Origin of the sequence: Methylobacterium sp. PvP105, assembly GCF_017876975.1 — a bacterium.
GTDB lineage: Bacteria > Pseudomonadota > Alphaproteobacteria > Rhizobiales > Beijerinckiaceae > Methylobacterium > Methylobacterium radiotolerans.
Window position 1 is genome coordinate 183371 of sequence record NZ_JAGIPA010000005.1, and the last position, 14169, is coordinate 197539.

11 protein-coding genes are annotated in these 14169 nt (G+C 69.9%); 6 read left to right on the forward strand and 5 right to left on the reverse strand.

Annotated features, from left to right (window positions below):
- Positions 1–880: 880 nt before the first annotated feature.
- Entirely contained in the window at positions 881–1768 is an 888-nt protein-coding gene (locus tag J3A75_RS34430) for a VOC family protein (RefSeq protein WP_012329513.1), read from the reverse strand.
- A gap of 577 nt (positions 1769–2345) precedes the next feature.
- Entirely contained in the window at positions 2346–3092 is a 747-nt protein-coding gene (locus J3A75_RS34435) for a glucose 1-dehydrogenase (RefSeq protein ID WP_012329512.1), read from the reverse strand.
- 106 nt (positions 3093–3198) lie between these two features.
- On the opposite strand from J3A75_RS34435, the gene J3A75_RS34440 reads away from it, so the two are divergent.
- Entirely contained in the window at positions 3199–3564 is a 366-nt protein-coding gene (locus J3A75_RS34440) for an ArsR/SmtB family transcription factor (protein WP_029359805.1), read from the forward strand.
- Between the two features lie 653 nt (positions 3565–4217).
- On the opposite strand, the gene J3A75_RS34450 is transcribed toward J3A75_RS34440, so the two are convergent.
- Entirely contained in the window at positions 4218–4355 is a 138-nt protein-coding gene (locus J3A75_RS34450; RefSeq protein WP_165851062.1) for a hypothetical protein, read from the reverse strand.
- Between the two features lie 356 nt (positions 4356–4711).
- Here J3A75_RS34450 and J3A75_RS34455 point away from each other — a divergent pair, with 356 nt between their 5' ends.
- Both J3A75_RS34455 and J3A75_RS34460 read left to right on the forward strand, forming a co-directional pair.
- The gene (locus J3A75_RS34455; RefSeq protein WP_012330005.1) at positions 4712–4855 is read left to right on the forward strand and encodes a hypothetical protein; all 144 of its coding nucleotides are present in this window, start codon (positions 4712–4714) and stop codon (positions 4853–4855) included.
- On the forward strand, positions 4852–5070 hold the full coding sequence (locus J3A75_RS34460) for a hypothetical protein (protein WP_076729047.1): 219 nt from the start codon (positions 4852–4854) through the stop codon (positions 5068–5070). Before J3A75_RS34455 ends, J3A75_RS34460 begins: the two co-directional genes overlap by 4 nt.
- 93 nt (positions 5071–5163) lie before the next feature.
- Here J3A75_RS34460 and J3A75_RS34465 read toward each other — a convergent pair whose 3' ends face one another.
- Complete coding sequence (locus J3A75_RS34465; protein WP_043074932.1) at positions 5164–6219, reverse strand: YihY/virulence factor BrkB family protein; 1056 nt, start codon at positions 6217–6219, stop codon at positions 5164–5166.
- Positions 6220–6555: 336 nt separating this feature from the next.
- Complete coding sequence (locus tag J3A75_RS34470; RefSeq protein ID WP_209651260.1) at positions 6556–7839, reverse strand: family 16 glycosylhydrolase; 1284 nt, start codon at positions 7837–7839, stop codon at positions 6556–6558.
- A 507-nt stretch (positions 7840–8346) separates the two neighbouring features.
- On the opposite strand from J3A75_RS34470, the gene J3A75_RS34475 reads away from it, so the two are divergent.
- The 3 genes from J3A75_RS34475 (at position 8347) to J3A75_RS34485 (ending at position 14109) form a co-directional block, all read left to right on the forward strand.
- Positions 8347–10956 carry a hypothetical protein gene (locus tag J3A75_RS34475; protein WP_209651261.1) on the forward strand — a complete coding sequence of 870 codons (2610 nt, stop codon included), beginning with the start codon at positions 8347–8349 and terminating at the stop codon, positions 10954–10956.
- 118 nt (positions 10957–11074) lie between these two features.
- Positions 11075–12784, forward strand: a complete 1710-nt coding sequence (locus tag J3A75_RS34480) for a type I secretion system permease/ATPase (protein WP_312892959.1) — start codon at positions 11075–11077, stop codon at positions 12782–12784.
- Positions 12781–14109, forward strand: a complete 1329-nt coding sequence (locus J3A75_RS34485) for an HlyD family type I secretion periplasmic adaptor subunit (RefSeq protein ID WP_209651263.1) — start codon at positions 12781–12783, stop codon at positions 14107–14109. The genes J3A75_RS34480 and J3A75_RS34485 overlap by 4 nt, the downstream gene beginning before the upstream one ends.
- The last annotated feature ends 60 nt before the right edge of the window (positions 14110–14169 follow it).

A 14169-nucleotide genomic window follows, 5' to 3' on the forward strand; every position in this document is an offset into this window, starting at 1 on the left:
ACTGCAGCGAGCGGATGTCTCCGGTGCTGATCCGCGCGAACCTTGCCGAGACCGGGACACCCGCTGGACTGCCTTGGCCATCATCTCCCGTCAAAGGGAGCAGAAAACCACGCAGTTCAGAGTCACGATCTCTATAGACATCTATAAGACGACCGCAAATTTTGAGTTAACGACATATATTGTGCGCGGTCGTCGATCGTCGCCGACGCAATGACTCAAATATATTCATGTTATACTGAGATATATGGAAAGGTGGATCACAGGATCGAGGGAGCGGCCGGCGATCTCGCGTGCCGGCCGGCGCATGGCGATCTCCGGGTTCTATGACGGACAGGCGGCCCACCGCGGATCGGCCCGATCCGCGGTGGGCCTGGATCACGGCCCGCGACGTCGGCACCGCCGGCGATGTCGGCAGTATGGCCCAGCGCCTTCTGAAGGTTGACCGCGGTGCCGGCGTCCGGCGGGAGATCCGAGGTGATCGCTCTCCGGGGCCGGACGCGCCGGTCCTCATATCTCCGACTGTTGCCCGAGCCGGCCCCGCGCTCCTCCCGCCGCTACATCTCGGCATGCCGATCCAGCATCGCGCCTCCGAGCCGAACGGTCGTGGCGCAAGCCTCTCGCGCGTTGCATGTCCGGCGCGGGACCGTGCCTCAACGCGACGGCGGCTTCGACGTCGACGAGACGGAGGACTCGGGCATCTCGACGGGATGAACAGCGGCGATCTCCGACCAGTCAGTCACGATCGGGAAGGTTCCTGCGAAGAGGGCAGAGGCGCTGATCGCTAGACTATCGGGCTTCAGCCGTAGGCGATCCTCAGGCAGCGAATATTGTCCAGATCGCGCACCGCAGGTATCCGTCCGATCGCGCGCCAGCGGCGCTGTCAATCCGCGGGCACGAGCCGCACGGGGATGCCCCAAGGATCGCGGACGACGAGCGTGCCGCCGGCTCCGCCAAGCACCCCGGCGGCCTCGCGCAGCCGGTCTCTTGCCGATGCCAGGGTCGGTCCATCGACCAGCAGGGCCACCTCGGCGAGGCCCGTCAGCCCCTCGGATCGGACGGCCGCACCTCGGCTGTTCCAGACGTTGCCGGCGAGCTGGTGGTGATAGCCGCCGGAGCCGAGGAACAGGGCACCGGGATAGCGGCACATCACGTCGAAACCGAGCAGCTTCGCGTAGAAGCGCTCCGCAGCTTCGAGCGCGCCCACCTGGAGATGGACGTGCCCGACGCAGGCAGCGGCCGGCATCTCCGACCAGGGACGTGTCGCGGCCGCGACGAGCCCGGCCTGATCGAGCCGTTCGTTGCGCATCACGACCGTACCGTCCGAGGCGCGCTGCCACGCGGAGGCGGGGCGGTCGACGTAGATCTCCACGCCGTTGCCTTCCGGATCGTCGAGGTACACGGCCTCGCTCACGAGGTGGTCGGCGCCGCCGGTGAGCGCGATGCCGTGTTTCTCCGCGTGCAGGAGCCAAGCTCCGAGGTCGCCCCGGCCGGGGAGCAGGAACGCCGTGTGGAACAGGCCGGCCTCACGTGGCGCCCGTGGCCGCGCATCCGGGTCGTGCCGAAGGACGAGGAGCGTGGCGTCGCCCGTCCCGAGCTGCACGGCACCGTCGGCTTCCGAGAGGATGCGGAGCCCCAGGATGTCCCGGTAGAACCGCGTGAGCGCGCCGAGGTCGCGCACGACGAGGGTCACCGTACCGATCCGGTACGGCGCCTCGGCCAGGACGCGGTCCGGTCCGACCGGGGGCTGGCTTGAAGCTGGCGTCGCCATGGTCCGTCTCCAGAGTGCTCGGCCCGTTTGAGAGACGGGATTGCGGCCGGCCCTCAGTGGGTTCTCGTCTCCCCGGTGGCGGGCATCCGTGTCCCAGTCGGGGTCAGTTTGCTCGACGGCCTGCCGGTGCGGGCCCAGCGTCCTTGCCGCTCAACCTCTACGGCGGGTACGACCTGCCGCCGGGCCGCGTTCCAGGCCTGACGCTCACCGGCCGGGTGACCGACACGTCGGCGCAATACCACGACCGCGCCAAGAGCCAGAAGATCCCGGACGGGGCGACCCGCGATGTCGGCCTGCGCTGCGCTCCCACGTTCCGGGACCGGGCGCTGACCCTGCCGGCGAACGTCGTCAACGTGTCGGGCAAGCCCACTGGGCGCCGACCGGCAGGGACGTCCTGGGCCAGGGCCCGCCGCCGACGGTCCTGCTGTCGGCCGCGATCGACTTCCGACGCCGTAGATCCGTCCGCGGCACGGTGCGGCTGAGGGCCGTCCTCGGCACCGGCCCGCTCATCGCCGCCCTGCATCCGCCCCTGCGCGCAGTCTGCCTGGACCCTGCGCGCAGGTGTCGTCGTCGTGTATCAGCGGATGCCGCCGCTGGCGGTGATGTTCTCGCCGGTGAGCCAGCGCGCGTCGTCGGACGCGAGGAAGGCCACGACCGTGGCGATGTCGTCCGGCTGACCGGCACGGCCGAGCGGCGTCTGCGCGACGAGACCGGTTTCCATCTCGGAACCGACGACGCCCGCTGTGTGCGTGCCCTCAGTGACCACGAAGCCCGGGCTGACGACGTTCACGCGTATCTTGCGCGGGGCCAGCTCGTTGGCGAGCACCCCCGATATGGCGTTCACCGCGCCCTTGGTGCCCGCGTACACCGCCGCCGTCGGCGTGTGCACGTGCGTGATCGCCGAGGAGATGTTCACGATGCTCGCGCCCGCGCCGAGATGCTTCGCGGCCGCCCGCGTCGCCAGCAGGATGCCGAGCACGTTGACGTCGAATTGGCGGCGATAGTGTTCCTCGGTGACCTCCTCGATCGCCGCGAACTCGTAGATGCCGGAATTGTTGACGAGCACGTCGAGCCGCCCGAATTCCCGCACCGCCGCCTCGATCACCCCCTGCGCCTCGGACGCTCTGGAGACGTCCCCCTGGACCGCGATGGCCCTGCCGCCGGCCGAGGTGATCGCCGCCACGACGGCGTCGGCCCCGGACTTGCTGGACGCGTAGTTCACCACCACAGCGGCGCCATCCTGTGCCAGCGCCTTGGCGATCCCCGCACCGATGCCCTTGGATGCCCCGGTCACCACGGCGACCTTGCCCGCAAGCTTCGACATGTGTGCTATCTCCGATATGGGCCGGCTCCGGTATGGCAGCCATCGACCCATAGTTCGGAACTTCGGAACTAACGGAGCGTCGTTCAAGACCCCATAGGGACGAAATATGAGACCGCTGTTTCACCCCGCTATCGAGGACGTGCGTCCGGAGGCGATCCTGCACGCGCTCGCCGACCCGAGCCGGGCAGCCATCTTCGCCAAGATCATGCAGGCGGGCTGTGTCGAGGCCTGCTCGGCCGTCTCGGCGGTCGGGGACCGGGTCATCCCGAAATCCTCGTTGTCCAACCACTTCAAGGTGCTGCGCGAGGCCGGTTTGATCCGCAGCGAACGCCACGGCGTCGAGGTGCGCAACCATTCCCGCTGGCTCGAGGTGGAGGCACGCTTTCCCGGTCTGCTGGCGGGGATCATCAACGCCTACGCCTCGGACGCGGGCTCCGAGCTGCAGGCCGCGAAGACCACCGCGTCGCGCTGAATACGCGGCCTGGGTCCGCGTCGGGGACCGCTCCTGGCCCTGACCCGGCAGACCGGTCCGCGTTGAGGGCGAATTTTCGGGTGATCCCGGATCCCGATGGGGATGGATGCCGTGCCGCCCGACCACCTCGCGAGGCAGCCGATCGCTTCCGCCCTGCGGCAGGCGGGGAGCGGTGCGATGGCGGACGCGGTCTGCCGGAGATCCGGCGGCCCTGACGTGGTCTGGGTGATGGACTTCAGGTCCGCCCGTTCGACGGGCGTCCGCTCCGGATCCCGACGGTCGTCGATTGCCGCACGCGAGAAGCGCTCTCGCTCAATCCGAGAGCCGACTTCCGCCCCATTCCGGTGACGAGACTCTGGACGCGGTGGCGCACCTGCGTCCGGCGTGCCGGAAGGCCTTGCCGTTCCGACCCTGGCCGAGGGCCGTGAGGGCGCCCGGGACCGGAGGCACCCCGACAGCGACGATCGTGCCGATGCGGCTCAGGGCGGCTCGACGCCTCGCAAATTCTGACCCGGCCGCCACGGCTCGCGAGCGCGCGTCGGAGGTGGACCACTGACAGGAGCAACTCCGGGAAGTCCCGGAGGCTCCTTGACGCCCGGACCAGGTTCCGGGGGAGGCTAGATCTCACCCGCGTGAGGCGGGCTGGACGCAGCTCAGGCGAGGGTCGGGACCGCGCCGGGGAAGCCCGCGGCCGGCCGGTCGTCGTCGAACTGATTTGCCAGCGCCACCACGAGCGCGAAGTTGGCGATAGCGGCGAAGGGGAGAAGCGCGAGAGCGGCGAAGAGGGTCATCGGCGGCGTCCTGTTGTGCGGTGCGTGAGGGCGATATCGCACCGCACACGGCGCCTTGGTATGCCACATTCCTCACGCCAGGCATGCGGCGCCTGCATGTGCGTGCCGGGATTAGGAGCGGCGGTCGCCGGTGCTCGGCCCGACGATCATGCGCGCGAGGACGGGGTGAGGGGGCTCGCCCACGTGAGGAGGCGGGCTCCCCGCCCGACGGGCCGAGATCCCGTAAGCCGTGTCGGGACCTGCCCGACCCGGCAGCGACGCATCGCGGCTACGTCACCGCCGGCCGCTTCACGAGAAGTGGCGCCCCACGACAAGGGACACGGCCGACCACGGCCAGCCCTTTATCCGCGCGGGCGATGCTCGACGTCGCCATTCCCAGCGCCAGCTACGCCCAGGACCGACTCCGCGACCCATCCCCGCTGGCGCTCATCGACCGGGTCACCGCGGCCGAGGAGGCCGCCCTGACGACCACGCAGCCGGAACGGTGCCGAACCGCGTGACCGCCGCACTGGCGGACGGGCGCGAGATCGGCCGCCAGGCCGACGATGGCCCGGGCTTCGTGGCACGGCCGATGACCCGGGACGCCGTCGAGCGCGAGGTTCGCATGGATGCCGGTGAGCGTCTCGGCACGCGCGCGGTTCGCCGTATCCTCGACGCCGTCTGGACGATCGAGGAGCGGCCCGACCTCACCGGCCCGCTCCCGTCTCTGTCCTGAGCAGCGAGAAAGGGAGCGGCCGTTCCGCTCTCAGCCGGCCGGCGCAGCGGCTTCGCGTCCAGGCCGCGATCCCGTTGCCTCACCGACCCGCGTTCAGCCCTCTGGCGGGCCAACGGTATCGGCCGCATGGGCCTCGCGGGACCCGAGCGGCTTCGGCGGCCCGGTCGTGCTGTCGCGCGCGGTCTGACGTTCGATCTCGGCGTTCAACTTGGCCCCGAGAAGCACGATCACGACCGAGAACCAGATCCACGTCATGAATCCGATGCCCGCGCCGAGCGAGCCGTAGATCCTGTTGTAGCTGTCGAAGCTGGCCACGTACCACGAGAACGAGACCGAGGCGCAGACCCAGGAGACGGCCGCGGCGGCGCCGCCCCAACTCACCCAACGCCACTTGGCGTCGCGCCGACTGGGTCCGTACCGATACGTCACGGCCAGGCCCAGGCTCACGAGGATGAGCAGTCCCGGCCAGCGCACCAGACGCAGCAGAGCGTCCGTCAGGGCGCCCAGACCGAGCTGGTTGAGCGCGATCGGAAGGACGACGACCAAGCTGGTGGCTGTCAGGGCGAACAGGATGCCGCTGAGCGTGAACAGGAAGGTGGTGGCGTAGAAGCGCATCAGCGAACGCTTCTCGCGCTCCCGGTAGATCACGTTGAGCGCGTCGAAGAGGGCGCTCACCCCCGAATTCGCGCTCCAGAAGGCGATCAAGACGCTCACCAGCGAGGCTGTGCTGAGCGCACCGGTGCTCTGCTGGGCAACGCGTATCAGCTGGTCGGACAGGAGGTCGAGGACGCCGCTCGGCAGCACGCCCGCGAGGAGGCTCACGTGCTGGCTGATGGCGTGCGGGTCGGCAAACAGACTGTAGACCGACACGACGGTCGCGAGGGCCGGGAAAGTCGCCAACAGCGCGAAGAAGGCGACGCCGCCGGCCGTGGCGAGCACGCGATCGCGCGGGAACGAGTACACGACCCTGAAGAGGACGTCCTTCCATCCCACAGCCGGGATTTGGGCAGGATCATCTGCGGTTCGACCGCGCCCGGGTTCGCGCGCGCGGCTCTGGGCGAGGCTGAGGCTTCTCGGGTCGGGGCGGCGCGTGCTGACGGAGCGCCAATCGTCGCCCTCATCCTCGTCGTGGCTCTCGTCCGGGTTCACGCGGGATCCTGCGCGGCGGTCTACGCGGGCGCACGAGGCGCTGTCCGGGCGTGGTGCCAGCCGCGTCGGCCGTCTCGCCGCATCACGTGGCGCGGCTCGGCCTCGCGCCCATACCACCCGCTCCGGAGGCCTTTTGCAATCTCCGAGAGCGGCCATCCCCCGGGCGGCTCTCGTCCCGAGAACCGGCGCCGTTGCGGCTTCCGGCGCCACCGTGACCGATGCGCCGCGGTGATGGGAACCCCTGGCTGACGAGGCCGAGCGCGATTCGCGGCCCGAACGCGATCCCGCGTTGTCCGAGCCTGCGTTCTGAACCCGTCGAGCGTCGGGGATCGATCGTCACATGCCGAACATGCTCGTCGTCGGAGCATGCAGCGTGAAGGCATGGCCCTCATCGATCCAGCCGCTTCCGGCGTGACCTTGCTCGATGTAGCTGATCTCGTCGGCGCTGGAAGCGTAATAGTGGCGCCCGCTCTCGGTGTTGACGAACCGCTCGATGTTCAACGCGCCCGGTCCGGCGGCAGCCGAACTCGCGTAGGCGTCGAACGCAACGCCGTCATAGTGGTAGCCGGAGCCGTCCGAGAGAAGCCCGTCGCGCTCCGCGGTGCTGGTCGTGTAGAAGTGGTCGCCGGTCGTCGGGTTGGTGAATCGAAAGACGTCGTCGGTGGCCGACGACGACACCGGGGCGGCCCAGCCGACGCCCTGATAGGCATAGCCCGACTGAGTGCTCTCCAGATGCGCGCGTTCTGCCGCGCTCGCCGTGTAGAAATGCTGCCCGGTGGACGCGTCATAGAAGTGGAACACCGGCTCCAGCGCCGCGGGGGCGCCCGGATTAGCCTGATAGGCGCGCATGTAGTCGATGTTCATCTGCGCGGGAAACGGCGTCGTCGCGTCGGCGTCGCCCGGCCACGAGCCGCCGACGGCCAGGTTCGCGATCATGTACATGGGTTTGTCCAGACCGGCCGGCGTCGGTGTCCGGTAGATCTCCTGTCCGTCGAAGTAGAAGGTCAGCGTGTCCGGCTGCCAATCGACGCCGTACGTGTGGTAGCCGCCGCTCATGTCGGCGACGGCGGAGATACCCTGGCTCACGGTGTGGTTGCCGGGGGTCTGGCCGGGCGCCAGGCTGTGCACCGTGGTGTAGAGCGTGCCGGGATCGTGGCCGAGCATCTCCATCACGTCGATCTCGGGCGGCCAGGAACCGTCCTCCGGGAGCAACCAGAAGGCGGGCCAGAAGCCCTGACCGGCGGGTAGCTCGGCCCGCATCTCGAAGTAGCCGTAGGTCTGGCTGAAACTGTGGAAGGTATTGATCATCCCCGAGGTGTAGGGCTGCCCTCCCAACTCCTGGAGTTGAGACGGGTCGGACGGCGCGGCGGTGATGCTCAGGATGCCGTCGTGAACGCTGAACGGGCTCGCGAGCGCGCTGCCGGCGGGCTGATCGGCGCGGACATACCATTGCTGCTCTTGATTGAAGGGGAGCGTTCCGGTCGACGTGACGTAGATGCTCCATTGCGGACCGCCGGACGTGTCGAGACCCGCGGTGCCGTCCCAGAGCGTCAGCCTGTCGAAGTCCTCGCTGTACGTCAGGGTCGCTGTCTGGGCGAGATTGCTCGGATCGATACCCACGGGTCACCTGCACAGTCGCCGCACGCAACGGAGCGGTTGCACCGGATTGTACAATCATAAGCTGTAATACGGGAACCGTGGGCCGGTTCCGGCCGTGATGGCGCGCACGGTTTCGGGGACGGCACGGCACGCGGGGTGCCGCTTTCGCTGCGCGCGGAGCGACGGCGCGCGGGTTCCGTGCGGCGATACTCTGCGTTGGATGAGGCGCCGGCTCGGGCCTCAGGGCGACAGGCGTCCTGCCCCTTTGAAGCGAGCACGCGTATGACCCCGCTCTCCTCCAGTATCAGATCGCTTCGGTGACGGCTCGCAGGAGTCAAAGGCTTCGTTGAGGAGGCGGACAGTCTCGGGCTCGGGCCGAAAGTCGAGAGGGTCGGCCGGCTCCGTCCGTCGGCCTTCCGAAAGCCAGCGCGCAGCAACGGGAGGTCCCCGGCTCGGTAATCACTACGGACGCGCGCTTTTGCAACCCAAAATTGTACTGCCGGTTACGAATCAAAACCGGAGGTGCTCATGACGTCGTCCTCGCTCGCCGCGCTCAACCCGTCGTCACGCTCGCTCGAATGGCTCGTCGGGTCGAGCGCACTGTTGTCCTCCACCGCACTCTCGACCGGGCAGCTGACGAGCCTCGGCCCGATTGCCTCCCTCGTCGAGAGTGCCGTCGATGTCGGCGCCGCGGACGAGGGTGGGTCGCTGCTCCCCGACGCGCTGACGGACACCGCCAACCGGATCGTCCTCGACACGCATGCCCAACTCGAGGACACGGGTCATCAGATCGCAGCGTTGAACGGTCCGCTCCACGGGCTGACCCATCTCGGCGAGACGATCGGGCTCGGTCATATCGGCGAGCGCGGCAACCTGATCACGGATCTGTCCGGCGCCGTCGCCAACCCGACCGAGACCGGCGCCGTCGTTCCGGTGCTGAGCGATGCCGGCCAGGCCGCCGAGGCTGCCGGAACCTTGCTGAATACCGTCACGGCACTGCCCGTGGCCGGCAACGGCCTCGTCGGCTCCGGCGGCACGCTGGCGCCGGTGACGGGGATCCTAAACCAAGCCGTCCTCGACCTGCACACGACGCTCGAGGATGCCGGCCACCAGATCCCGGTGCTCAACGCGCCGATTCACGCCCTCACCGGCCTCGGCGAGACGGTCGGCCTCGGTCACATCGGCGCGGCAGGCAATCTCCTGACGGACACGCTCGCCGTGCCGGGGTCGATTCTGAGTGGCGGCGGCCTCGCCTCGGCCAGTCCGGTCCTTACGGATCTCGGTCCCGTTCTCGGAGCGACCGACACGCTGATCACCGCCGTCACGGGCACCGCGACCGCCGGTGGCCTGCTCGCGCCGGGCGGCCTTCTTGCCCCGGTCACGAACCTCGCGAACACCGCCGTCCTCGACGTCCACATGACCCTCGAGAACCTCGGGCACGAGATCCCGCTGCTGAACGGGGCCGTCCACGGCCTGACCAATCTCGGCGAGACCCTCGGCCTCGGCCATCTGGGCGAGGCCGGAAACCTGCTGACCGACGCCGCGGCCCTGCCCGGTGCCCTCCTGGGCGGTCAGGGACTCGGGGCGCTGTCCCCTATCCTCGGCGATGTCGGCGCGGTGGCCGGCGCTGCCGGCGGCCTGCTCGGCGGCGTCACCGGCATCGTCGGCGACCTGGGTGGTGCGGGAGCGCCGGGCACGGGGAGTCTCCTCGCCCCCGTCACCGCCGCGGTCGACGGCCTGCTCGGCGGCGTGACCGGCGGCGCTCTGGACGGAACCGGGGCTCTGCTCGGGTCGAACGCACCGCTGCAGCCGGTGGGCAATGTCGCCAACACCGTGATCGACGCCGTTCACGCGACGCTGGAGCAGGTCGGACACGATGTTCCGATCCTCAACGACCCGCTCCATGCGGTGATCGCGCTGGGCAACACGGTCGGATTGGGTGAACTCGGCGACACCCACAATTTGCTCACCGACACCATCAACCTGCCCGGCGCGATCCTGACCGGAAACGGGCCTGGCGGCGTGGCTCAGGTCGCCGACGATCTCGGGCCCGTGGCGGACGCGCTGGGCGGCGTTGTCGGCTCGGCGACCGGTCTCCTCGACACGGCCGGCGGCGGTCTCGGAGCCGGCCTGCCGGGCGGTGGCCTCCTGGCACCGGTCACCTCCGCGCTCGGCGGCCTCACGGGTGGCCAGGGTACCGGTGCCGTCGACGGTCTGCTGGGCGGCCTGAACGGCGGCACGGGCTCCGGCGTGACCGGCGCGCTCCTCGGGACGAACGCGCCGCTGCAGCCGGTCGGGGATGTCGCCAATACGCTGATCGACGGCGTCCATGCCGGCGTGGAACAGGTCGGCCACGCTGTGCCGGCCCTGAACGACCCGCTCCACGCCGTGATCAACCTCGGAACCGCGGTCGGCTTGGGAGAACTCGGCGAGTCGAGCAATCTCGTGACCGATGTCGTCAACCTGCCGGGCGCGGTGCTGGCCGGCGACGGGGCACCCGCGGTGGCGCAGGTGGCGAGCGACGTCGGATCCGTGACCGGTGCGGCTGGCAGCGTGCTGGGTTCGGTCGCGGGGATCCTTCCTGCGGCCGGCGGGGACGGTCACCAGACCGGCACTCCGGTCGACGGCGTCGTCGCGGCCGTCACCACGGTCCTGGGCGGGGGCGATGCCGGTGCGGCGGGCGGCGCCGTCGGCAGCCTGCTCGGCGAACTCACCGGCGGCCCATCGGGTGAGGCGGGAGCCGGGACCCACCCATTGATCGACGCGTCGGCGGGGCCGACCACCGCGACCCCGGTCGCGGACGTCGCCGTGCTCACGCCCTCCGCCGATCCGGCGCACGCCGTCGAGGTGAGCGCGATCGCGGTGAGTGCCGATCAGCCGAGTTTGGCCACGGCGAACCTGCTCGGCAGCGACAGCATTCACCTGCCGCAGACCGGCGGCGGCGCCGATTCCCTCGTCGGCCACCTCGTGGACGCGGTGTCGGCGACATCCGCCGCGCCGGCCGGGGCGGGTGCCGCTCAGGGCGTCAGCGTCGATCTCGGCATCGCCACGATCGATCTCGGCGGCCACGCCGAGGTTCAGCACGCGGACCCGACTCCCCACACGGCCACGAGCGGCCTGCATCTGCTCGGCCTGTGAGATCCGGCCCCGCCGCTTCCGCGGCGGGGCCGTCCCGACGCTGCGGCCCGCGTCGCGTCGGCCTGAACCGCTTCGCTGACCTGCAAAGCCGAGGGATCGATCTGTGACCGACGAACGCGTGTTGCGTGTCGCGAGGCGCCGGGAGTTCTGGTCCGCGGTTCGGGCCGGACGCACGTGCCTGATCACCGTGATGATCATCAGCGGTTTCATCAACCTGCTGATGCTCACGGCCCCGATCTTCATGCTGCAGGTCTACGACCGGGTGCTGCCGAGCCGGAGCATCGCGACGCTCGTCGGTCTCGCCGGCATCACGCTGATGCTGCTCGTGATCCAGAGCATCTTCGAGATCTTCCGGGCCCGCATTCTGGCGCGCTTCGGTCGCCTCGTCGACGAGCGCCTGGGGCCGCGGATCTTCCGGGCCCTGCTGGCCCGCGGCGCCGAGATGCCGCGCGGCGACGACGGACCCCAGGCCCTGCGCGATCTCGATACCGTCCGCGGCTTCGTGTCGAGCATGGCGGTCAGCGCCTTCTTCGACCTGCCCTGGGTGCCGCTCTACGTCGCGGTCTGCTTCCTGTTCCATCCCTGGCTCGGCGCGGCGGTGGCCGGGGGCGCCCTGTTCCTGTGCGTGCTGACGGTCCTCACGGACTGGGCCTCGTCCGCCTCCACTCAGGAAGCCGTCCGGACGGCCGGTGAGCGCCGGTCCTTCACCGACATGGCGCACCGGACGGCACCGCTGCTCTCGGCCCTCGGAATGCGGTCCCGCATGGCGGAACTCTGGCAGGTCCGGGCCCGGCGGAACCTCGACGTCGCGGCGTACGGAAACGATCTGGCCATCGGCTTCGGCACGACGGCACGCCTGCTGCGCACGGTGCTGCAATCCAGCATCCTCGGTCTGGGAGCCTTCCTGGTGGTGCGCGAGGAGGCGACGGCCGGCGTGATGCTGGCCGCCACGATCCTGTCCGCCCGCGCCCTCGCGCCGGTCGACCTGGCGATCGCCAACTGGAAGTCGTTCTCGGGCGCCCGACAGGCCTGGGGCCGCCTCGTCGCGTTCCTGCCCCGGCGGGAGCCCGCCGCCCTCACGCCGCTCCCGGCGCCGCGGGAGAGCGTCCGCGTGACGGCCCTGTCGATCGCGGCGCCCGGAACCGACACCCTGGTGCTCCACGACGTCAACGTCGCCCTCGCCCCCGGCAGCGCCCTCGGCGTGATCGGGGCCAGCGGCTCCGGCAAGTCTACCTTCGCCCGTGCCCTCGTCGGGCTGGCGCGCCCGAGTCGCGGCGTGATCCGCCTCGACGGCGCGTCGATCGATCAGTGGGACTCCGATGCCCTCGGGCGCGCGGTCGGCTACCTGCCGCAGGACATCGAGATGTTCGACGGCACGATCGCCGAGAACATCACGCGCTTCGATCCCGAGCCCAACCCCGAGGCCCTGCTCGCGGCCGCCCAGGCCGCCGGCGTGCACGAGGTCGTGCTCCGCCTGCCGGGCGGCTACGATGCCCGCGTCGGTTCTGGCGGCCTGGGCCTCTCCGGCGGTCAGCGGCAGCGGATCGCGCTCGCGCGGGCGCTCTACGGCGATCCCTTCCTCGTGGTCCTCGACGAGCCGAACTCGAATCTCGACGTCGACGGCGACCGCGCCCTGTCGGCCGCCGTGCAGGGCGTGCGCGCCCGCGGCGGCATCGTGGTGGTGATCGCCCACCGGCCCAGTGCCCTGGCGGCGGTCGATCGCATCCTGGTCCTGGGGGAGGGGCGCGTGCAGCTGCACGGTCCGCGCGACGACGTTCTGTCGAAGCTCAATGCCCTGACGCGACGGACGCCCACGAGGGTTGCATGACGACGGGTCACACGCCCATCGGGCCGGGGGCGGATCCGACCCGCGAGACGCGGCGCTCCTTGCGGCGGCACGTCGCCGGCGTCGCCGCCGTGATCGTGGTCGCCACGGGCGCGGCAGCCTGGACGGCGGCGACCGAGTTGTCCGGCGCCATCATCGCCACGGGGTCGCTGGTCGTCGAGAGCAACATCAAGAAGGTCCAGCATCCGACCGGCGGCGTCGTCGCCGAACTGCCGATCCAGGAGGGTGCGCGCGTCCAGGCGGGCGACCTGCTGGTGCGCCTGGACGCGACCACCGCCCGGGCCACCTACGACAGCGTCACCAAGAGCCTGTGGGAGATCGCGGCGCGCAACGCCCGACTGGAGGCGGAGCGCGACGGCCGCGACAGCCTCGCCATCGCCCCCGAGCTCGAGGGAGCCGGACCGGAAGTGGCCCGGATCGTCGACGGCGAGCGCAAGCTGTTCCGCTTCCGACGGGACGCGCTCCAGGGCCAGAAGGCGCAGCTCCGCGAGCGGATCGGTCAGCTGAACGAGGAGATCAAAGGTCTGGCCGAGCAGGCCGCCGCCAAGGAGCAGGAGACCGCGATCATCGGGCGGGAATACGAGGGCGTCGAGGATCTCTGGAAGAAGAACCTCATCCAGCTGACCCGGCTCACGAGCCTCCAGCGCGACATGTCCCGCCTGAAGGGTGAGCGCGGCGTCCTCGTCGCGAACATCGCGCAGACCAAGGGCAAGGTCTCGGAGACCGAGCTTCAGATCATCCAGCTGGAGCAGAATCTGCGCAGCGACGTCGCCAAGGAACTGGCCGAGAACCGCGCGAAGGCCGCGACGCTGACCGAGCAGAGGATCACGGCCTTCGACCAGCTGCAGCGCATCGAGATCCGCGCGCCGCAGACCGGCTACGTGCACGAACTCGCGGTCCACACCCGTGGCGGCGTGATCTCCCCGGGCGAGCAGATCATGCTGATCGTGCCGAATGCGGACTCGCTCGTCGCGGAGGTTCGGGTCGCGCCGCAAGACATCGATCGGCTGCAGACCGGCCAAGCCGCCGGACTTCGCTTCCCGAGCTTCGACCAGCGCACAACGCCGGAACTGAACGGTCGGGTCGTCCGGATCGCCGCGGACGTGAGCGAAGACAAGCGGACGGGCAGCTTCTACTATCTTGTTCGCCTGGGCGTGACGAAGGAGGAGTTGAATCGGCTGGACGGGGCCAAGTTGATGCCCGGCATGCCGGTGGAGGCCTTCATCCGAACCGCCGACCGAACCGTTCTCTCCTACCTCACGAAGCCGCTCGTCGATCAGGCCCGACGCGCTTTTCGTGAGAAATGAGGCTCTCCGACTCCCCCGCGAAACGCGTGTCCTCGATCCGGTCGAAGGCTCGCGCCACGC